Source organism: Marinomonas lutimaris (assembly GCF_019426345.1).
Lineage (GTDB): Bacteria > Pseudomonadota > Gammaproteobacteria > Pseudomonadales > Marinomonadaceae > Marinomonas > Marinomonas lutimaris.
In genome coordinates, this window is sequence record NZ_JAHLLW010000002.1 from 357,836 (window position 1) to 378,943 (window position 21,108).

Genomic DNA, 21,108 nt, shown 5'->3' on the forward strand with positions numbered 1-21,108 from the left:
GGTTAATAATGTCAATTTGGGGACTTATCGCCAGTGCTAGTTTTGTTGTTCAACTTGTTATGTTGATACTGCTAGCGGCTTCCATTTTTTCATGGATTGTAATATTTCAAAGAATTCGTGTTTTAAAAGAAGCAAAAAAAGTGCGCACCGCTTTTGAGGAAAGCTTTTGGTCTGGAATAGATCTTAGTCAGCTGTATCGTAAGTTAACGCAAGAGGGCCGTAAAGTTGAGGGGATGGAAAATATTTTCACTTCTGGCATCAAAGAATTTACTCGCTTAAGACAGAGTCACAACGTTGATCCAGAAGCCATCATGGATGGTGTTCAACGCGCAATGCGTGTTGCTCTTTATCGAGAAGAGGAAAAACTGGATCAACATCTACCATTTTTAGCAACTGTGGGCTCAACCAGTCCTTACATTGGTTTGTTTGGTACCGTTTGGGGGATTATGCATTCCTTCATCGGGCTTGCAGAAGTTCAGCAGGCAACATTAGCAACTGTTGCACCAGGCATTGCTGAAGCTCTTATAGCAACAGCTATAGGCCTAGCAGCAGCGATTCCTGCCGTTATTGCTTATAACCGTTTTTCCTCTACTGCGGAATCTCTTGGCTCTAGCTATGAAAATTTTGCTGACGAATTCACCAGCATCCTTCACCGTAAGGTGCATGTGAGAGAGGGAGGCGCTGTATAGTGGCTCGCTCAAGAAGAAGAAATAAACGTCGTCCAATGGCTGAAATCAATGTCGTTCCATATATTGATGTCATGTTGGTGCTGCTTGTTATTTTTATGATTACTGCTCCAATGCTTACGCAAGGTGTTGATGTTGAGTTACCTAATGCAAATGCATCACCCATTCAAGACTCTGAAAATGATGTCATGATTGCCTCTGTTGACTCAAAAGGTCAGTACTATTTAGATGTAGGTGGTAAGCAAGAATCTATCGCTTTATCTCAATTGCAAGACCGAGTTAGAAAAGTATTGAGCCAAAACCCTAAGATGTCCGTACTAGTGAGAGGTGATAAAAATGTCTCTTATGGTGATGTCATTGGGCTTATGGTAACGCTACAAGGTGCTGGCGTTCCAAATGTTGGTTTAGTAACCGAGCCGGATAACAAATAATGAAATGGTTACGTAGTGACAATTATAGTATTCCAACAGTGCTGGCCATAGGCTTACATGCAAGCATTGTTGTGGCTGGATTGGTTGCTATTGATTTTAGTGACGATGAGCCCCCAAGGCCTAAAAGACCACCTATCGTTAACGCTACCGTTGTTGATGTCTCTCAAACCATAATAGGCAAAAGAGAGTCTGATGAAAGGGCGGCGAAACAGCAGGCGGCTGCTTTAGCTGAGCAAAAGAAAAAGGAAGCAGATCAAAGTAGAAAAAAAGAAGCTGAGCGCAAAGCGGCTGAAGAGCAGCAGAAGCAACTAGCTCAAGCTAAGCAGGCAAAAGAAGCAAAAGAAAAAGAAGCGCAAAAGCAAGAAAATGAAAGAAAGCAAAAAGCAGCAGAACAAAAGCGAATTGCACAAGAAGCAGAAAGCAAACGGTTAGCTCAAGAACAGGCTGACAAAAAACGCCAAGCTGAAAAAGAAGCCAATGAAAAACAGAAGAAAGAGCTTGCTCGTAAAGCTGAAGCTGATCGCTTGGCTGAAGAAGAGCGTAAGCGCCAAGAGGAAGCTGCAAGGTTAGCTGAGAAGAAAAAAGCAGAAGAGGCTGCAGCTAAAGCGGCTGCCGAAGAGGCGAAGCAAAGAGCGGCAGATGAAGCGCAAATGGTTCAATCTATCAGTGGATTAATCAATAATAGAGTGACTGCTGCTTGGATTCGCCCGCCAAGCGCTCGAAATAATATGAAAACCCAGTTACGTATTTATTTTTTACCTAACGGGGAAGTAATGAATGTTCAAGTAACTGCAGGCAGCGGTGATGCGTTATTTGACCAAAGAGCAGTGGATGCCGTTTATAAGGTAAGAAAGATAGATGAGTTGGCAAAAGTAGACTCTTATGTTTTTGAGAGAAACTTTCGTCAGGTAGATTTGATTTTTAACCCGCAAGATTTGAGAAACTAATGATGTTTAAAAAATACTTGAGTGTTTTATTCACTTGCTTAATATTTATAAGCTCAGCCAGAGCTCAATTAGTTATTGAAATAACCAGTGGTGCTGACCAGCTTCTTCCTATTGCCGTTGTTCCTTTTGGTTATGATGGTGTAGATGCACTACCTGAAGATGTTGCTCAAATTGTAGAGGCTGATTTAGCTCGCAGTGGTTTATTTCAAGCTATTCCGCGCTCTAATATGCTGAGTATGCCAACGAAAGAGGCAGATGTTTTTTATAGAGATTGGCGGCTTTTGAAAAGTGATTATGTTGTTATTGGCACCGTTAAAAAATTACCTAATAATCAATACCGAATTGGTTTTGAGTTATTAAATGTTTTAAGTCAAAAGCCTGTACAAAAACATAGCTCTATTGATGTTAGTTCAAAAAACTTTAGAGATGCTGCTCATTATATTAGTGATAAAGTTTACGAATTATTGACAGGGACAAGAGGCGCATTTAGTACTAGAATATTATATGTTACTGCAGAGGGTGATAAAAAAGCACCGCTGTTCAAATTACAGGTTGCAGATGCAGATGGTCACCGGCCGCAAGTTGTAGTTGAGTCAAAAGAGCCTATTTTATCTCCTTCATGGAGTATGGATGGTCGAAAAATTGCCTATGTAATGTTTAGAAATCGACGCCCTAATATTTTTATTCAAGAGTTAGCGACAGGCAAGCGTCAGCAAATTGCACAATTTAGAGGATTAAATGGCGCACCTTCATGGTCGCCAGATGGAAAAAAATTAGCATTGGTATTATCTAAAGATAATAATCCTGAAATTTATACTTTAGACATCGCGACACAAAAGCTGGAGCGTATGACCAACCATTATGCTATTGATACCGAACCAAGCTGGGAACCAGATGGTAAGGGAATTGTATTCACATCTGATCGAGGCGGTAACCCGCAGATATATCGACTAGATGTAAATAGTAAGCGTGTAGAGAGGGTCACTTTTGAAGGTGATCTAAATACCAGAGCAAGAATGACGCCAGATGGCCGTTATATTGTGACGGTTCAGAAGAACGATGGTAATTATCATATTGCGCTTCAGGATATGAAAACAGGCCGAGTTCAAATTCTCACAGAGACTTATTTAGATGAATCGCCAAGCATTGCGCCAAATGGTAGCATGGTGATGTATGCCACAACCTATCAAGGAAAGGGTATCTTAGCCGTAGTATCCGTTGATGGGCTTGTAAAATACAGGTTGCCATCAGCAGACGGAGATGTACGAGAGCCATCTTGGTCCCCGTATTTCAAATAAAGACATTGAGGAGTGAATAATGAGTGTAACAAAACTAGGTAAGTTTGCTGTAATTGGTTTATCTGCAGCTTGGATTGCAGGTTGTAGCACAACAGCAACAGATACTGATTCTTCAACTGTTGCTGAAGATGCCAATACAACTGAACAAGCAAATGATACAACTGAAAATTCTGATCAAGCATTTGGCGCAGGCCAAGACGATGCAATGACTAGTGTTATCGTTGACGAAAATGCTTCTAACAACAACGGCATGGATTCTTTGGCTGGCGTAGAGACTGTATTCTACTTTGACTTCGATAAGTCAATTGTACGTCCAGAATCTCGTGAAGCTTTAGCTAAACATGCTGAATACTTGGTAGGAAATCCAGATGCTCGCGTCGTTTTAGAAGGTCATGCTGATGAACGTGGAACACGCGAATACAACATGGCTCTAGGTGAGCGTCGTGCTAAAGCAATTAGCCGTTATTTGACAATCCAAGGTGTTGCTGCTTCTCAAATCGAAACAGTAAGCTTTGGTGAAGAAGTTCCTGTTGCCTTCGGTCATGACAGCAATGCTTGGCAGTTAAACCGTCGAGTTGAAGTTCGTTACGAAAAATGATCTCTAAAAGCGTAAGAGTTCGCTCTTTTGCAATGGCGCTGTGTTTCACAGCGCCATTTGCGCTAGCTGAAGCTCAGCAAATGAATGGCGGTCTTTCGCCAAACGCTGCTGCTGATCTACTTTTTCAATTAGAAACACTGCAACAGGAGGTTCAAAGCCTTCGTGGACAATTGGAAAGTCAAGGTCATGAACTAAAGCTAATGAAAGAGAGCCAAAGAGATCGTTACATCGATTTGGATAAGCGAATATCGTTGCTTATGTCTGCATCCGCAAATGAACCAAAATATTCATCGGCGCCAGCACCAAAAGTGGAGCAACCAGCCACACAGACATCAGTAGAAAAAAACAATAAAGCAACTAATTCACTAGTATCTTCACCTCTAGCTCCTATTAGTTTGCAGCCTGCCTCAGCTGAAGCTCAGCAAGCCTATAATGATGCTTATAATTTGATTCGTCAGAGAAATTTTGACGAAGCAGAGACTGCATTTGCGAAGTTTGTAAAGGACTACCCAAACAACTCCTTAACAGGAAATGGCTATTACTGGTTGGGAGAAGTTAAACTGGTGCAAGGTAAATCTCAAGAAGCAATAGATGCATTTACTATTGTAATCCAGAACTTTCCTGGACATAGCAAAGAGCAAGACTCATTGTATAAGCTAGGTACAGTAAGTGATCAGCTTGGTGACAGTGCAAAAGCTAAATCCTATCTACAGGATGTTATTAGGCGTTTTCCCGATAGTAAAGCAGCTAAACTAGCGGCAGGATATTTAAGTAAAATTAAATAACTTGCAATCCTCAGCGGGCTCTGTATTATACGCAACCCGTTGGGTCGTTAGCTCAGTTGGTAGAGCAGTTGACTTTTAATCAATTGGTCACTGGTTCGAATCCAGTACGACCCACCAACATGTTTTTTATTCCTTTTGTGATTTTTTGGGTCGTTAGCTCAGTTGGTAGAGCAGTTGACTTTTAATCAATTGGTCACTGGTTCGAATCCAGTACGACCCACCAACATGTTTTTTATTCCTTTTGTGATTTTTTGGGTCGTTAGCTCAGTTGGTAGAGCAGTTGACTTTTAATCAATTGGTCACTGGTTCGAATCCAGTACGACCCACCAAAAAAACACTCATTCCGCTCCCAGTTTCTTAAGGGGTAATGATATGTCCGAACTTTTCAATAAAGCAGCACTTCGCGATACGGTTCAAAAGTATCTATCTGAAGCTGAAAAAACTCTTGAAATAAAATCTGTCGACAACGATCAAATTCGCGAAGAAATCAAATCTTTGCTCAAACAAAAGAATGCTGTTTTAGTTGCTCATTATTACACTGAAGATGCTATTCAAGAGCTCGCGGAAGAGACTGGCGGAATAATAGCCGACTCGCTAGAGATGGCGCGCTTTGGCGCAAATCACGAAGCCAAGACGCTTGTGGTTGCTGGTGTTAAGTTTATGGGAGAGACTGCGAAAATTCTGAGTCCAGAGAAAACAATCCTAATGCCTACTCTTGAAGCAACATGTTCGCTGGATATAGGCTGCCCAATTGAAGAGTTTTCAGCTTTTTGCGATCAGCATCCAGATAGAAAAGTGGTTGTATATGCAAATACCTCAGCTGCAGTTAAAGCACGAGCAGATTGGGTTGTAACCTCTAGTATCGCCTTAGATGTTGTTAACCATCTTGTGGAGCAGGGTGAAAAGATCATTTGGGCACCTGATCAGCATTTGGGTGGTTATATCCAGCGCGAAACCGGAGCGGATATGATTCTTTGGGACGGTGCTTGTATTGTTCATGAGGAGTTTAAAGCAAAGGGTATTTTAGATTTAAAAGCGATTTATCCGGACGCTGCAGTGCTGGTTCATCCAGAGTCTCCTGAAGCCGTTGTTGAAGTAGCCGATGTTGTGGGCTCGACATCCCAGCTATTAAATGCATCAAAAAATATGCCTAACGATACCTTTATTGTCGCTACCGACAGGGGTATTTTTTACAAGATGAAGCAGGCATCACCAAATAAGCGTTTTGTCGAGGCTCCTACAGCGGGCTCTGGGGCAAACTGCCGTAGTTGTGCTCACTGCCCTTGGATGGCATTAAACAGCTTAGAGATGCTTCGTAACTCATTAAGAGATAATTCTGGTGAGATTTATGTACCCGAAGAAACCAGAGTTAAAGCTCTGATTCCTTTGCAGCGTATGCTTGATTTTCAAGTAAAATAATCTCGCTTCAATTTTAGGGACTGCTAATTATTTAGTGTCCCTAAATATTTCATTTCCAAATCCGAAAACGCCAATTGCAGCCGATCACATTCAAGACTCTTTTTATTGTACCTTACTCTGAGTGCTTGATAATCCTTACTTGATACCATCTTTGATAATTTGTTTTTTAGTTCTGTTGTCGCTTGAGCTAATTGCCTATTTTTCTCTCTCTGTTCCGCAAGTGGTTTTGACTGGCTTCTTAGGCTATTAGAATCACTTAGAGAGTGCGTTTCTAATTTTTGCTTCAATTGATTATTGGTGTTTTCTGCGGTTTCCAATTCTTGTGCCAATAAAGTTACGCATGTTTCTGACTCATGCAACAATCGCTCTAACATTTTTGCATCTTTATCTTGTTCGATCAGACTGTCTGTTGACATGCTTTCAAGAGCTGTATTTAAGCCATCACGCAATGAGCCAAGGGCTTCTTTTTTGTTAATACTTAAGGCTTGTAGGTTACCAATCGCCGTTTCATTGCTTCTACTTAATTGTTTTTCTAATTCTGCTAATTTGGCATCCTTAATACTAATGTCTTGAGTTAAGGAGGCAATAGACAAATCAGACGTTTCTAGCTCAGCTTCTAACTGCAAAATAACCGCTTGGGATTCTTCCGACATTCGCTCCATTTTAGTCACAGCAACTTTTTGAGCCTCAAGAGCAGCATGTAAATTGTTATTCTTATGGGCCTTATCTATTTCATTTTTTAGTTGGTCTATCACCATTTTTTGCCGATCGGAAAGGCTACTTAAGCTTAAGATTTGTTTAAAGGAAGCGTTACGTATTGCCTTTTCTTGTGTTTGAGCCGTTGGGATCTGTAAATTAAATTCTGTACTGCTTCCTGTGTGTTCAAATTGTTTTTGTTCCAGTTTTTTAATTTTTTTCTGTAGATTATCGATTTCAGTTTCTAGACGCTGTTGTTCTGCTTTTTTTATTCCTAATTGCTTGATGCGCTTTGTTGCTCGTTCAATATTTTTGCGTAAATCTTCGTTTAATAAGGCTTGGTTTTTTAATAGGGACTCTTTAGTGATGAGTATTTCTGCAGCCTGAAAGAATTCTTCTTCCATCTCCTTTAGGTTTTGATGCAATTCTTCAGGATTGGTTGTTTGTAGTTTCGGAGCTGACAATGCGTACAGTAAGCTTGATAAAAAGCGATTTAAAATTGGTTTTGGTTTTTCACTAACTTGATTTAATAAAATAGCCCTTTCAGCCTTTAGGACTGTCCCCCAGATTTTCACTCTATTTATTTCATGTTGATCAAGCTTACCTGGTACGATGGAGCTTGCTGCAAAATTAATTTGTAAGTCCAAATAGTGAGCTAATCCCTTATAGACTTTAGAGTCATCTATCTCATCAGTATCTTCTTGTGCTTTTAGAGGGGGGGGCGTGTCAGATTGTTTTTTTATGTCTTTTTTAACAAGTGAGCGAGATAGCCATAAGAAAATACAGTTGGCCAATAAAAGAAAGGTACTTAACTCAAGCAACGCCCAAATCAACCACTTTGACATAAAAACTCCTAGGCCCTAAAGTCATAGATGTGATATCCATTATCATTAAGCTATAGCCAATCATCATTTTAGCTTGCTGTTTTTCTTATGTTAGCGGAAATAATTATTTTATGAGTAAAGAATTTATAACATTTATGCGTAATCGTGTATCGCAGCCGGCACTTGATTTGCCAGCGCCAAGTGAAACTGAATGGGAGTCTATCTTGGAAGCCGCTAGTCGAGCTGCAGATCATGGCAACCTCAAGCCTTGGCGCTTTTGTGTTTTTGAAGGAGAAGGGCGCTCAAAGTTGGGCCAGATTTATTGGCATCATGCTTTATCTGAAGTTGATTCGATGCCAGAAAGTAAAGAAGAGGCCTTTATTAAAAAGGCATATCGAGCTCCCGCAGTCTTATTAGTTTATGCTCGAATACAAGATCATCCTAAAGTCCCCCCAATAGAACAGATTATGGCTGCCTCTGCAGCGGCTCAGCAAGTTTTATTAGGGTTAAATGCTCTTGGTTATGGTGGTATGTGGCGAAGTGGCCCTGCCTGTTTCACTCAAAAAACAAAAGAGCTTTTATCGCTACAGGAAAATGATCAAATAATTGGTCTAATCTATGCGGGAACGCCTAAAGAGCAGCCGGTATCTATACCTGAGGTAAAACTTGCTAATCACTTAAAATGGGTAAGAGATTAATTTTTAAGACTAATTTGACAAAAACTAGTTGCAATCTTTTTTCCTCATAACTAGAATACGCGCACAAATTACGCAGAGCGTATAAAGGTTTTGGTGAGCTGTCCGAGTGGCCGAAGGAGCACGCCTGGAAAGCGTGTATGTCGAAAGGCATCAAGAGTTCGAATCTCTTGCTCACCGCCATTATTTGAAAAAAGACATCATATGATGTCTTTTTTTTCGCCTTTAATTTATTGAAATTGTTGTATTTACTCCCAAGTGGCATCTTGTTCAGAAAGTGTGAAGTGTATGTCACGACCATCAGAACACATTTGCACAACGGCTGATGGCGAGCCATCATCATTTAATGTCACTAAACTAATCCCTGCTGCATTCAGAAGGCGCTCACCGTGAGCGGCTGTTTCTGGTTTATGGGGAATAACTTTCATGCTGCGACGTCGAGTAAACCAGTTTAATGGTGATCTAGGTGAATAAAGCCAGCGATTTAAGCGATCAAATATATCCAATAATTTACTAGGAAATTCATTCTTAATTCCACTACTGGTAATTTGCCACAAGTCAGATCCTTGTTGGATACCACGTAGCTGAATGTCGTAAACAAAAGAGTAGTGTACATCTCCAGATAGAATGACAAAGTTTTTTGGGGTTTTGTTGTGTCGAAACATATTCATTAAGGCGTAAGCTGAGCCTGGATGAGCCATCCAGTTTTCAGCATCTACCATTAAGGGTTTGCCAATCCAAGTAAAAACTCGCTGGATACTTTCAATTAACTTCACGCCGAAAATAGGTGCTGGTGATACCAACACAACCGCGTCTAAACCTTTCAGTTGCTGCTGCAAGTCCGTTAACGCTTCCCAGTCCATTAGTCCCGAAGGGTTCTCCAGAGATTTCTCAGAGCGCCAACGCTGGGTGCGGGTGTCTAACACAACAAGAGGTGGTGTCGTCTGCCAAGTATAATGCCAGTTTGAGAACCGAAAGAGCTCTTGTATTAATTCATCATGTTCTTCTCTGCCTGGGTTATTAAATACTTTTTGTACTTCGCTAATTAATCCCTCAGAGAAACGTTCAGGCGCATTCCCCCAGCCTTGGCAAACTAGATAGCCAAGTAGGGCATTACCAATAATGCGTGCAGAGAAAGGGTGGTTATAGGCCGTTTGCTCCCAGGCTGCGGTAAGATTCCAATCATCTGTAATATCATGATCGTCAAAGATCATCGCTGCTGGAATATGCGCAAGAGCGCGACGTACTTTCGGTAAACCTTTTACAAAGTCTTGCAGAATAGGGATATGTTTCAAAAAGTCTTTTTTTTGCTCATCAGACAAACCTGATGGTTCAGACCAGCCACTACGTTCTAATAACAAATCCCACCCTTTAGGTGACCAAACTAGGGCGTACATGGCGAGCATTTCTGCTAAAGAAATTAAGTGATTTTGGGCTGTGTCCGTCGTAAATACAGGCTTGCGTACACCACCAAAAAATTGATCAATCATACCTCGATTCACTTCATTTTCTGGTAGAAGTGTTTCTCTTGCATAGTAATAAGAGGATTCTTGGTGAAGCTTTTTGGAGCTCTCAATGTCTACACAAGGTAACTTTTCGTCAGGCATACCAAGATGAGGGATTAACTGATGAATGGCCCACAGCATTGGACCTGCGACATCATCTGCATAAATTTGATCTCCACTCATCATCAAAATACTTGGCCAGTCTGTTGGGGTGGTATTTTGCAACAGCTCGTCAACCCTCAGTAACCCGTCTTTGCTAGGATGATGAGGCTTACGACACGAACCATGTAGAATTTTTTTTATCTTAGGCTGCAAGATAAAAAATGGCAGAGGCTGATCGGGATAAACAAGATCTTCAGCCCAATGAGTCCAATCAAGACCATTAAGCTGAATGTCATAATGAATAGGCTGATTCGTGGGTAGCGCCGTTTCTAGTTTGATATCAAGCAACTGTATAAAAAGATTATCGCCCGCTTTTAACTGAGTATGGCATTCAGCTGTTTGAGTTTTATGTAGGGTAAATAGTACTGTTTCACTTTTATACAATGTCAAATCAACAGTTACAGGCTCTGTAGTCATTAACCAGAACGTGAGCTGATTTGGGGTCATTCTTCGCAATATTGGACCAGCTAATACCTGCATAATTTTCCTTATACGACTTGTTGAATAGTACATTTAGTAATATCTAACAAGGTACAACACTAATCTGCAAATAAAAGGTCAGCTTTTTCAAAAAGTATAGGTCGGCCTTCCTTTGTTGTGGAAGTTATCGTCATCTTGGCATTTAACATCAATTGATCATCGCAAGATCGATAAATTTTTTGAAGAAAGGCAAGTTTAAGCTTAGATATGCGCTCTACACTTGTTTGAATGTAAAAAGAATCGCCGCTTTGTAAGGACCTTTTGTATTCTAACTCAGCTTTTATCAATACAAGGTGTATTCCTTGTTTGGTAATTTCAGCAAAGTCTAATCCTCTAGATTTTATGAATTTATGTCTAGCATGTTCTAGATAGTTTTGATAAACAGCGTTGTTAACAATTCCCTGCATATCACATTCGTAATCACGAACTTCAGAATGATCGCGATCTTTTTGCTCCAAATTGTCCTTCATGGCATTGCCTTAAATATAGTAGTTTTTTATTCATGATGAGCAATACGATTTTTTCCAGATCGTTTTGCGTACAATAAATAATGTTGTGAACGCTCAACTAGCTCGTTAGGGCTTTCGTCACCGAATAAAGTGGCTACTCCTATGGAAACAGTCACCTGTCGCAGTAGCACCTTAGTATTTTTGTAGCGTATTTTTTGAATTGATACTTCATTACGAATAAATTCAGCTAATTGAGATGCAACGCTTAACTCTGTCTCACTTAATAGCATTGCAAACCGACCACCTTTAAGACGAGCAATAGAACCATTTTCTGGCAACAACCCAAGTAAAAGCTTTGCTATGTATCGAATAAGTGATGTGCCTACTTTTTTACCATATTCTTGATTAATCTCAGCAAGGTCATCAATGTCTATTAACAAGAGGGTTAAATCATCCTCAGCATAAGGCACGAGAGAGAATAACGATCGTTCAAAACCTTTTTCATTAGCCAATAAGGTAATTGCATCAAGTTCCGTATTTTTCTTCACATCTAGCAATTCAGATCGAAGCGTAGCTAACTCTTCTTGAGCAGAAAGTAGCGAGCGACTAAAATTTTCAACAGCTTGATTGGCTTTAAAAGCACCTTGTTCTAAAAAAAGTGCAAGTTTTTCGACTTGGGCGACATTATTGGCATTTTTAAGTGCCGCTTTTGCGCTACGCAGTGTGCCGTTAAACTTTTCAAGCTCATTAGAAATACTCGTAGTGTCCGTTTCTAAATTAGTAGTAAGGCTTTTTAATGTTGAATCCTGGCGGTGAGCGTACTGAAACTCTTCAGGTAATAAAAATTCATTGAATAGCTCTTGAGATACAAAAGCGGGCAGGCTGCCAAACCGACGTAACGCACGATCAACAACTTGGTTAAGTTTTGGGCTTCTATTTGAAGCATATTCATACCATATCCCATAGTTATAGGGGGTTGGCGGAATATCCAGCTTCACCATAAGAGGTATTGCTGAGCGCATTAGCTTATTAGCTTGCTTAATATTATTCTGGAACATCGGAACCTCTGCTGCCATTAGTTACCACCAAGACGTCCCATTTCGTTGGTGGCAATTCATGTTTTATAAAAGAGCGCGAAAGCTCGGTAACATTACGGCTTCGATTTTATAATGACTTAGTATGTTTTTTCATTATTGAAAACAGGAATATAGTAAGACTAATAATTTATAATAGCCATTAGCCACCGGTAAATTTACTAGAAAAACCTTCTTTTTCAAGTAACTCTTTGACTTTTTGTCGGTTATCTCCTTGTATCTCAATCTGACCATCCTTTACAGCGCCACCGGTACCGCACTGAGTTTTTAATTTTTTACCCAATACTTTTAGTGCTTCTTCAGTAAGCGGAAGGCCCGTAATAACAGTAACGCCTTTACCTTTACGACCTTTGGTTTCGAGGGCAATCAAGACTTTTCCGTTACCAACAACATTCTCATTTTTGCATTCACACCCAGAAACAGGGTGCTCGCATACGGGACAAAGTCGACCTTGATCCGTTGAATAGACTAAGTTTCGATTCTTCATGGGTTCTCACAACCTCTAACATCCGTTGAAATTAAGTATTTTATCATTTCAATAAAAGCGAATCAGATAAATAATGCTAAATTCGGCATTTAGTGAAAATCTACACTAAGCTAACGATATCACCAGTTTACAGTACGTGTTTAATATGAAGAAAATACTTAAAATTCGACAAGCAACTGAAGCAGACCTTAGGAGTATTTTGCTCTTTGAGTTTCGTAACAGAGGATGGTTTTCGCAATTCTTACCGAATCAAGTATTACAGCAACAAACGGAGACGTACTTCAAAAGCTTACTCAGAAGTAAATTAAAGAATTTACAATATTTGGTCTGCCTACCTAATGATGTCTTAATTGGACGATTTAATGGACAATTATTAAACAGCGAATCAATAGAAGTCTCTTATCGGATTGCTAAGAATTTCACTAATCAAGGCATTGCTCAATACGTGTTAAAACACTTATTACTTCTTTGGGCGAGCAACGGCGTCAAAGAAGTATATGCGCAAGTGGCAGACCACAATAAAGCTTCAATGAAAGTGCTGCTTTCTTGTGGTTTTGAAGTGAATGAAATACAAAAAAATGCGATAAATTTAGCCCCCGAAATCCATGACTGCTGGGTATTCCGCTGGTCAGTCACAGAAGATTCTTACTATAAAATAGCTAGGTTAGATAACATTCAAGTTTGTTAAGAATATTAGTCATTTCGTCACTAAAATCGGCTTTTAAGGTAATGATTTGCTCGCTTATAGGGTGAGTAAATTCAAGACATGAAGCATGCAGCATCAATCTAAAATCCTCAGGCCAAATTTCTTTGACAACTTTATTAATGTGACGGCAACCATAACAAGAATCACCAACCAGAGGATTCAAATGATGCTTGAAATGTCGGCGAATTTGATGCTTTCTGCCTTGCTTGGGGGTGACTTCTAGCCAGCTTAAACGCATACTGTCATAACGACTTACAGGAAAAGGAAGTTGAAACTGCTTTAATCGAGTAAAGCTTGTTACAGCCTCCCTTTCTGTGCCTTCAATTTTAAAACGAGATCGACCTTTTTGCTCATTAAGCTTCGCAAGAGGGTAATCAATCACACCTGATTCTTCACAATATCCACGCACTAAACAATGATAAGTTTTCCGTGTTTTAGACTCTGAAAACTGAATAGCAAGATGCCTTGCTACTTCAGGGCTAAATGCCATCACCAATACCCCGGACGTTCCGCGATCAAGCCGATGAACAGGGAAGACCCATCTCCCAGTTTGATCTCTTAACCTTTGAACTACAGCGTCTTCCTCATCTTTGGCCAAATGAGTTCTATGCACAAGCAGACCTGCAGGTTTGTTGACGGCAACCAAGTGTTCGTCTTGAAATAAAATATTTAAAGTCATTAAGGTTTATCTATAAAAGAAGTTATTTTATTCATTGCCATGTCCACCAAAGTTTGCATTGCTTCATCACTGGCCCAAGCAATGTGTGGCGTCAGCAAAAAATTTGGCTGTTTAGTAAGCATTTGAAGTGGATGATCTAGTGGCATAGGCTCTTGTGTTGAAACATCAAAAGCAGCGCCTGCAATGACGTTATTTTTGAAAGCTCGAACTAGTGCATGCTCATCTACAATACCACCGCGGCTAATATTTAGTAGTAGACAGCTCTGTTTCATTAACGAAAACTCAGCGTCACTAATTAGATCTTTTGTTTCTGGTGTCAGCGGGCAATTGATACTGATGACATCCGCGAGCTGTAAGGCCTCTTCAAACTTGATGTAACCAGATCTAGTGTTTATCGCTCCTTTGCGATCAGCAAAGACCACCTTCATTCCGAAAGCCAGAGCAATGCCAGCGACTTTTTTGCCTAATGTGCCGCCTCCTACAATGGCCATAGTCGAGCCAGATAAATCTTTGATAGAATAATCTAGAAAACAAAAATATTCAGAAGATGCCCATCGTCCAGTTTTTACCGCATCTAAATAAGATGCTAGATTTCTTCTAAGTGCTAGCAACATAGCAAAGGTATGTTCAGGCACACTTATTGTTGAGTAATCGGTCACATTTTGGACGGTAATGTTTTTTTTCTTACAGGCTTCTAGATCTACGTTATTCATACCTGTCGCCATGACTTGCACGAGTTTTAAATCCGCCGCGCCATTTATCGCAGTAGCGTCAACCATTACTTTATTGGTCAACACGATATTTGCATCTTTAATGCGCTCCGCCACGAGTTCAAGTGGTGTGTTTTCATATGTCACCACATCACTAATTTGAACGGGCAATTGAATATTTATCTGCGCAGGGAATGATCCTCTATCTAAGAAAACTGCTTTCATTGAACCTTCCTTATTTTTTCTACTTAATATTGTCTAATAGTGGCTGCAAATGTGGCAGTATATTTTGCAATACGATTGGTTGACCTGCTTTATTAGGATGCAAGCCATCGCTTTGCATTAGATCTTTGTTTAGGGCGACATTTTCAAGCATAAAGGGGAGGTAGGCGAGGCTGTACTTGCTCGCAATGTCTTTGTACAAATTAAAGAACATTTGCGTATAGCGTTTACCGTAATTTTGCGGAATCTGGTTACCAATTAATAACACCACGGCGCCACTTGTTTGAGCTTGCTCAATCATTTTTTCCAAATTAAGTGTGGTCTGATCTAAAGGGTAACCACGTAATGCATCATTAGCACCAAGCTCTAACACTACTATATCTGGTTTATGGGTAGCTAAAAGATCATTAAAACGAGATAGGCCACCTTGTGTTGTTTCTCCGCTAACACTGGCATTTATAACCTGTATTTCAGGGTGCGATTGAGAAAGTTGATTTTTCAGTAAACTAACCCAGCCATCTTGTTGTCGTAAGTTATACGCCGCACTGAGACTATCACCCATAACCAGTAAAGTAGAAGCTGAAACGAATGAACTAATGAATAGCAGCGTGATTATTGTACATAGTTGTCTTAATTGCTTTTTTAAAAACATATCAAACCTTTTTAGAGTGAATCACCATGGCTAGAAACACCGCGATTAAAGTATCTAATTTAACTCATACAGTGACGTCGAATACAGGGAATTTAACCATATTGAAAGGAATCAATATGGAAATCAAGGAAAGTGAGTCCGTGGCCATTGTCGGTTCATCTGGCTCTGGCAAGTCTACTTTGTTAGGTTTGCTAGCTGGATTAGATGTAAATACGTCCGGTGATATTTTTCTTTATGATCAAGAGTTTTCTAGCCCATCAGAAGAGCAAAGGGCACTTGTTCGTGGCCAATACGTTGGCTTTGTTTTTCAATCATTCCATCTTTTGCCAAGTCTTCAAGCCATTGAAAATGTCATGTTGCCCGCTGAGCTAAAAGGCGATAAAGATGCGCGCAAAAAAGCGGAAGCGCTACTTGAAAAGGTTGGCTTGTCACACCGTTTGACTCATTATCCTAATCAGCTTTCAGGCGGTGAACAACAACGTGTTGCCATTGCTCGTGCCTTTGCTTCCAACCCAAAAATACTGTTCGCGGACGAGCCTACAGGCAACCTTGATGAAGAGAACGGTAAACTTATTATCAAGTTGTTGTTCGACCTTAACCAATCCCAAGGAACAACGTTGGTGATGGTGACTCATGATAATGAGCTTGCCAAAATGTGCGACCGTCAATTGGTCATGTCTGCAGGTCAGCTAACGGAAAAATCCTTATGAGTTTTGCCTTTCGCTTAATGTTCCGAGATATTCGTAGTGGTGACTTGCTCACTCTTCTATTGGCCTTGGTTATTTCAGTGAGCACGGTCACATCAATAGGTTTATTTATTGACCGCTTGCAATTATCTTTTGAGCAAGAGTCTGCCAATCTATTAGCCGCGGATCGTTTAATCCGCTCAGATGATATTATTCCAGCAGAATGGGAAGCACAGGCAAATGAGCTTTCTTTGCAAACCGCGCAAAGAACCTCTTTTACCACCATGATGTTCGCAGGTGACTCGCTTCAGCTTTCGCAATTAAGTGCGGTTAGTGATGGCTACCCTTTAAAAGGTGCTTATCTGGTCGATGATGTTTTATTTGGTGCCGGTCAGCGTTCGACCGAAACGCCAAAACAAGGTGAGGTTTGGGTGTCGTCACGCTTGGCTAGCTTGCTTAAAATTAGCCTTGGTGATCAGGTTGAAGTAGGCGATGCTAAGCTTAAAGTAACCAAATATTTGGTGAGAGACCCAGGTTCCAGCACTTCCGCTTTTGCAATATCGCCCCGTGCTGTAATGAATATGGCAGATCTAGCGGCAACCAACGTAATTATTCCTGGTAGCCGAGTACGCTACTCCCTTTTACTTGCAGGAGACAGAGCCTCGCTTGACGAGTATGAAAATTGGATTACCCCACAATTGAATGAAGACCAGCGTTGGCAAACACCAACACAGCGTGGGGAGCGTATCGGTGACACCATTGGCCGTGCAGAGTCCTTTTTATTACTTGCTGGCACTTTAGCTGTTGTTATGTCTGGCGTTGCCATGGCACTGGCTTCCGCTCGATTTGTAAAACGCCATTTGATGCAAGTCGCCATTTTAAAAACACTTGGTGCAACACCGAAATTATTGGGCAAGTTGTTCTTTCTACAACTATTCGCGTTGTTTATTGTCGGCGCCATGATTGGCTTGGGTATTGGTTGGGGAATGCAAGAAATTATTGCTTCTCTGCTGTCTGGACTAATGTCAACCACATTACCAGAACCATCCATCAGTCGTTTATGGCTAGGTGCCGCGACAGGGATGATATCTATGGTGGTTTTTTGTCTGCCACTAATGTCACACCTTATTAAGATTTCGCCTTTATCAGTGTTACAACCTAACACCAAAATTGAACTCAATAGCTTTGCGATTTATGCGATTGGCTTCATCGGTATGTTTGGGCTGATGTGCTTGTACACCAATGGCTTTTTGCTTCCAAGCATTATGACTGCTGCCATTTTGGGTATTGCACTGTTTGTTGCTGCTATTGGTTGGTTGGCATTTAAACTTGGCCGTTCGTTGACGTCAGGAGCCACCAGCGGTTGGCAAATAGGTCTTGCTTCGTTATACAGAAGGTTGATACCAAATCTATTTCAGTTGTTGGTCTTCACACTAATTATCATGCTAACTTTGATTCTGATTGGCGTGAAGTCAAGCTTGATTGCTGACTGGCAGCAACAGCTTCCAGAAGACGCTCCAAACCATTATTTATTTAATGTACAAGATGAGCAAATTGAACAAATTAATGATCAGACAACTCAACTAGGTCTCAAAAAATCCGATTGGTATCCCATGGTACGTGGTCGAGTAACAGCAGTGAACGATGAAACAGTACAATCCCTTTATCCTGAAGAAAAGGGCGAGCCTGAGCTTTATGAACGAGAGCTAAACTTAACTTGGTCAGACACACTTGGTAAGGGCAATGAACTTGTCGAAGGGGATTTCACAGCAGAAGGCCTATCGATTGAGCAACGAGTTGCTAAGGAAGCTAACTTAGACATAGGTGACAAGCTGACTATCAATATTGGTGGCAATATTGTCACCTTGCCAATTACGTCTGTTCGTACTGTTGATTGGGGGTCAATGCAACCTAACTTCTATTTAATTCTACCTAAGAGTGCATTAGAGGATTATCCTGCCAACTTTGTTAGCAGCTTGTTTGTGGATGATGCCCAAGCACAATCTTTTTATCGAGCTATGGCAACTTTCCCTACGGTTTCTATCTTGAATGTGGGCGATATTTTAAAACAAATCCAGACCATAATAGGGCAGCTGTCTCAAGCTATTCAATTAGTGTTGTTTTGTATATTAAGTGCTGGCGCTTTGGTGTTATTGGCCAGCGTACGCTCAACATTAGAAGAACGTTTAGAAGAAGGCGCGTTATTGCGAGTACTGGGGGCGAGAGGTGCGTTAGTACGACAGGCACTGTTGGTTGAATTTGGCGCCCTTGGATTCTTTGCGGGACTCATTGCTACCATAGGCGCAGAAACCTGCTTATTAGGCTTGCAGGTTTTTGTATTCAATGCCGAGGCGAGTTTTCATCCATTATTATGGTTGTTAGGGCCAGCCATAGGTGTTGTTGTTATCTCAACGATTGGTATATTTGCTAGTAGGACTGTGCTAAAAGTGCCGCCCATGCTTTTACTGCGTGGGTTATAATTAAAATACGCTGCATAAGGTTTTTTTAATAGAATAAGCACTTTTAAAATACTAGGCTGTTTAGATGTTTGTAGAAAGAACTGGCTATATTGTGAGCCGTCATACACGAGATGTTAGCGGCCACATTGAAATGAGCCTTTTTATAAAAACGCCGGAAGGAACGGTAAAAGTCCTTCCGGATAGGCAGCTTAGCGTATTTTTCACCGATGCCCCGCTTGATAGTCTTCCAGCCGACGTAACGGGCGTACAGTGTTCCGAATCCGCATTGAAGTCATTTAATAACGAGCCAGTTGTGTTGGTTCAAAGTACTAGTCTGGCGCTCCACCAGCAGATGATTAGCTTGGTGAAACGTAATGGCTTCTCTGTTTTTGAAGAAGATATTAAGGCTCATAATCGATATTTGATGGAGCGAAACATTCGCGGTGCTGTGCGTTTTATTGGCGTCCCTGATTCAAGCTATCAAACATTTCGCCAAGCTAGGGTGATCGCTGGCGATTGGCAACCAGATTGGAATGTCTGGTCACTAGATATCGAAACATCCGTTTCAACCAATACATTACTGTCTATTGGTATTACGTCACGTGATCTGCGTGTCGCTTTTGTTGTCACCGACCAAGAAACCACGTCTTCAATCATTCGTCGGTTCAATGATGAAAAAAGCTTGTTACTGGCGTTTATTCGTTATGTGAAAAAGTATTCACCAGATATTTTCATTGGTTGGAATTTAATCGGCTTTGATTTGCAATTTATTGACCAGCGCTGTCAGATTTTAGGGATTCGTCCAGCATTTGGTGTTAATGGTGAAAATTGGAATATCCGCTCATCAGATAACCAAGGCAAGTACTTTGCAAGCATTCCCGGACGAGTGGCGTTAGACGGCATTACTTTATTGAAAGTGGGCGGTTATCACTTTGAGTCTTATAGTCTAAATAACGTCAGTAAAGAAATCCTTGATGATGGCAAACTATTGCATGGCAGCGAGCGCTGGCAAGAAATAGAAAGACTGCACAAAGAAGATCTCAATGCCTTTGTTGCCTACAATCTTCAAGACTGCGATCTTGTTATGCGCATTTTTGAAAAACTCAAGCTCATAGAGTTACAGCAAACACGCGTCGATTTAACTGGTATTCCGTTCGAACAAACAGGCGGTTCAGTCGCGGCCTTCGAAAACCTCTATTTACCTCGATTGCATTCAGCTGGTTGGGTTGCACCTGCTTGGAATGACGATGACTTTGTTGCTAGCCCTGGTGGTTTTGTTATGTCATCAATACCTGGGCTGTATAAAAATGTATTGGTATTCGATTTTAAAAGTTTGTATCCCAGTATTATTCGAACCTTTCACGTTGATCCTTTAGCCCGTATAACAGCCCAACACTCAGCGCCTTTATTTAGAGATAAAACACCAGCAGAACAGCTCGTTCCTGGTTTTTTGGGTGCTCGTTTTGATCGCCAACAAGCTATTTTGCCCTCATTAGTCGGTGAACTTGCTCATGCAAGAGAAGAAGCCAAAAGAGTAGGTAATGGCATTTTAAGCTACGCTATTAAAATCATTATGAATTCTTTTTACGGTGTGCTGGGGTCAAACGTTTGTCGCTTTTATCATGCCGAATTGGCAAGCTCTATTACCATGCGTGGTCATGAGTTGTTAGGCAGAACTCAGACTTGGATGGAGGAGCGTGGCGCTAGAGTGATATATGGCGATACAGACTCTCTCTTTGTTACGCTTAACAGCGGAGTAGAAGATCCTCAAAAACAAGGTGAACAGTTGCGCGATGAGATTAACGCTTGTCTATCAAATTGGTGCCAAGAGTACGCTCAGCTTGACTCACACTTAGAGCTTGAATTTGAACGGGTTTACGAGCGTTTCTTCATGCCAACTATACGTGGGCAAGAAGAAGGCAGCAAAAAACGTTATGCAGGAAAATCAAAGGGCGAACTGGTATTTAAAGGTTTGGAAGCGGCCAGAACCGATTGGACGCCTTTAGCAAGACAATTTCAAAGAACTTTGTTTGAGAAAGTATTTGGTGATGAAAATCCAATAACTTATATTCAAGAGACCATTACAAAACTTAGGGCGGGTGACTATGACGACCAATTGGTTTACAGCAAACAGTTGAGTCGACCGCTGTCTTCCTACACTAAAAATAAGCCGCCTCATGTCAGAGCAGCGGCGATGATTGATCAAAAAAGAGCAGAACAGGGACTTCCCTTAGAATATAACAAAGGTAGAAAGCGTGTTTATTACCTTTATCAGCGTTCTGGTGTCGTACCATATGAAAGTGCTGAAGATTTGATCGATTTGGATTACGAGCATTACATCGAAAAGCAGATAGAGCCCATCGCCGACAGTATCCTGCCTTTTTTTAAAACTAGTATGGCAAGCTTACTGTCGCAGCAAATCTCTTTACTGTAGTTTT

20 protein-coding genes and 4 tRNA genes are annotated in these 21,108 nt (G+C 40.9%); 16 read left to right on the forward strand and 8 right to left on the reverse strand.

The genetic code is table 11. From position 1 onward, the window contains the following. The first annotated feature begins 8 nt into the window (after nt 1-8). From tolQ to nadA, 10 genes are all read left to right on the forward strand, one after another. Nucleotides 9-689 (forward strand): protein TolQ, encoded by a 681-nt coding sequence (gene tolQ, locus KPL72_RS04605; RefSeq protein ID WP_012069892.1) that lies wholly within the window; start codon nt 9-11, stop codon nt 687-689. After that, nucleotides 689-1,117 (forward strand): protein TolR, encoded by a 429-nt coding sequence (gene tolR, locus KPL72_RS04610; protein ID WP_219702017.1) that lies wholly within the window; start codon nt 689-691, stop codon nt 1,115-1,117. The genes tolQ and tolR overlap by 1 nt, the downstream gene beginning before the upstream one ends. Beyond that, nucleotides 1,117-2,064, forward strand: a complete 948-nt coding sequence (gene tolA, locus KPL72_RS04615; RefSeq protein WP_219702018.1) for a cell envelope integrity protein TolA — start codon at nt 1,117-1,119, stop codon at nt 2,062-2,064. The genes tolR and tolA overlap by 1 nt, the downstream gene beginning before the upstream one ends. Beyond that, on the forward strand, nt 2,064-3,362 hold the full coding sequence (tolB, locus tag KPL72_RS04620) for a Tol-Pal system beta propeller repeat protein TolB (protein WP_212915217.1): 1,299 nt from the start codon (nt 2,064-2,066) through the stop codon (nt 3,360-3,362). The genes tolA and tolB overlap by 1 nt, the downstream gene beginning before the upstream one ends. A gap of 19 nt (nt 3,363-3,381) precedes the next feature. Continuing rightward, complete coding sequence (pal, locus tag KPL72_RS04625) at nt 3,382-3,960, forward strand: peptidoglycan-associated lipoprotein Pal (protein ID WP_212915218.1); 579 nt, start codon at nt 3,382-3,384, stop codon at nt 3,958-3,960. Further along, nucleotides 3,957-4,745 carry a tol-pal system protein YbgF gene (gene ybgF, locus KPL72_RS04630; RefSeq protein ID WP_219702019.1) on the forward strand — a complete coding sequence of 263 codons (789 nt, stop codon included), beginning with the start codon at nt 3,957-3,959 and terminating at the stop codon, nt 4,743-4,745. The genes pal and ybgF overlap by 4 nt, the downstream gene beginning before the upstream one ends. 41 nt (nt 4,746-4,786) lie before the next feature. After that, nucleotides 4,787-4,862: transfer RNA gene (locus tag KPL72_RS04635), tRNA-Lys, on the forward strand. Between the two features lie 30 nt (nt 4,863-4,892). After that, nucleotides 4,893-4,968: transfer RNA gene (locus KPL72_RS04640), tRNA-Lys, on the forward strand. A gap of 30 nt (nt 4,969-4,998) precedes the next feature. Further along, nucleotides 4,999-5,074, forward strand: a tRNA-Lys gene (locus KPL72_RS04645). A 43-nt stretch (nt 5,075-5,117) separates the two neighbouring features. Further along, on the forward strand, nt 5,118-6,164 hold the full coding sequence (nadA, locus tag KPL72_RS04650) for a quinolinate synthase NadA (protein WP_219702020.1): 1,047 nt from the start codon (nt 5,118-5,120) through the stop codon (nt 6,162-6,164). 23 nt (nt 6,165-6,187) lie between these two features. On the opposite strand, the gene KPL72_RS04655 is transcribed toward nadA, so the two are convergent. Then, nucleotides 6,188-7,705: a coiled-coil domain-containing protein gene (locus KPL72_RS04655; RefSeq protein WP_219702021.1), complete on the reverse strand. Its 1,518-nt coding sequence runs from the start codon at nt 7,703-7,705 to the stop codon at nt 6,188-6,190. A gap of 110 nt (nt 7,706-7,815) precedes the next feature. On the opposite strand from KPL72_RS04655, the gene KPL72_RS04660 reads away from it, so the two are divergent. Beyond that, on the forward strand, nt 7,816-8,382 hold the full coding sequence (locus KPL72_RS04660; protein WP_212915222.1) for a nitroreductase family protein: 567 nt from the start codon (nt 7,816-7,818) through the stop codon (nt 8,380-8,382). A 92-nt stretch (nt 8,383-8,474) separates the two neighbouring features. Further along, nucleotides 8,475-8,562 (forward strand) — tRNA-Ser (locus KPL72_RS04665). A 65-nt stretch (nt 8,563-8,627) separates the two neighbouring features. Here KPL72_RS04665 and KPL72_RS04670 read toward each other — a convergent pair. From KPL72_RS04670 to yciH, 4 genes are all read right to left on the reverse strand, one after another. After that, nucleotides 8,628-10,526, reverse strand: coding sequence for an alkaline phosphatase D family protein (locus tag KPL72_RS04670; protein ID WP_219702022.1), 1,899 nt, complete (start codon nt 10,524-10,526; stop codon nt 8,628-8,630). A gap of 59 nt (nt 10,527-10,585) precedes the next feature. Continuing rightward, entirely contained in the window at nt 10,586-10,996 is a 411-nt protein-coding gene (locus tag KPL72_RS04675) for an acyl-CoA thioesterase (protein WP_212915224.1), read from the reverse strand. Between the two features lie 26 nt (nt 10,997-11,022). Further along, complete coding sequence (locus tag KPL72_RS04680; RefSeq protein WP_219702023.1) at nt 11,023-12,051, reverse strand: GGDEF domain-containing protein; 1,029 nt, start codon at nt 12,049-12,051, stop codon at nt 11,023-11,025. A 160-nt stretch (nt 12,052-12,211) separates the two neighbouring features. After that, a complete protein-coding gene (yciH, locus tag KPL72_RS04685; RefSeq protein WP_219702024.1) occupies nt 12,212-12,556 on the reverse strand; it encodes a stress response translation initiation inhibitor YciH in 345 nt (114 codons plus the stop codon). Nucleotides 12,557-12,701: 145 nt separating this feature from the next. Between yciH and KPL72_RS04690 the strand changes: the two genes are divergently transcribed. Continuing rightward, on the forward strand, nt 12,702-13,244 hold the full coding sequence (locus tag KPL72_RS04690; protein WP_219702025.1) for a GNAT family N-acetyltransferase: 543 nt from the start codon (nt 12,702-12,704) through the stop codon (nt 13,242-13,244). On the opposite strand, the gene KPL72_RS04695 is transcribed toward KPL72_RS04690, so the two are convergent. From KPL72_RS04695 to KPL72_RS04705, 3 genes are read right to left on the reverse strand one after another with little or no spacing between them, the layout of a single operon-like run. Next, nucleotides 13,216-13,941, reverse strand: coding sequence for a pseudouridine synthase (locus KPL72_RS04695; RefSeq protein ID WP_212915228.1), 726 nt, complete (start codon nt 13,939-13,941; stop codon nt 13,216-13,218). The two genes, KPL72_RS04690 and KPL72_RS04695, sit on opposite strands and share 29 nt — an antisense overlap. After that, a complete protein-coding gene (locus tag KPL72_RS04700; RefSeq protein ID WP_219702026.1) occupies nt 13,941-14,876 on the reverse strand; it encodes a D-2-hydroxyacid dehydrogenase in 936 nt (311 codons plus the stop codon). Before KPL72_RS04700 ends, KPL72_RS04695 begins: the two co-directional genes overlap by 1 nt. A 19-nt stretch (nt 14,877-14,895) precedes the next feature. Beyond that, nucleotides 14,896-15,525: an arylesterase gene (locus tag KPL72_RS04705; protein WP_219702027.1), complete on the reverse strand. Its 630-nt coding sequence runs from the start codon at nt 15,523-15,525 to the stop codon at nt 14,896-14,898. A gap of 26 nt (nt 15,526-15,551) precedes the next feature. On the opposite strand from KPL72_RS04705, the gene KPL72_RS04710 reads away from it, so the two are divergent. The 3 genes from KPL72_RS04710 (at nt 15,552) to KPL72_RS04720 (ending at nt 21,104) form a co-directional block, all read left to right on the forward strand. Further along, nucleotides 15,552-16,235, forward strand: coding sequence for an ABC transporter ATP-binding protein (locus KPL72_RS04710; RefSeq protein WP_219702028.1), 684 nt, complete (start codon nt 15,552-15,554; stop codon nt 16,233-16,235). After that, nucleotides 16,232-18,691 carry an ABC transporter permease gene (locus tag KPL72_RS04715; RefSeq protein WP_219702029.1) on the forward strand — a complete coding sequence of 820 codons (2,460 nt, stop codon included), beginning with the start codon at nt 16,232-16,234 and terminating at the stop codon, nt 18,689-18,691. Before KPL72_RS04710 ends, KPL72_RS04715 begins: the two co-directional genes overlap by 4 nt. A gap of 64 nt (nt 18,692-18,755) precedes the next feature. Next, the gene (locus tag KPL72_RS04720) at nt 18,756-21,104 is read left to right on the forward strand and encodes a DNA polymerase II (protein WP_219702030.1); all 2,349 of its coding nucleotides are present in this window, start codon (nt 18,756-18,758) and stop codon (nt 21,102-21,104) included. Nucleotides 21,105-21,108: the final 4 nt, after the last annotated feature.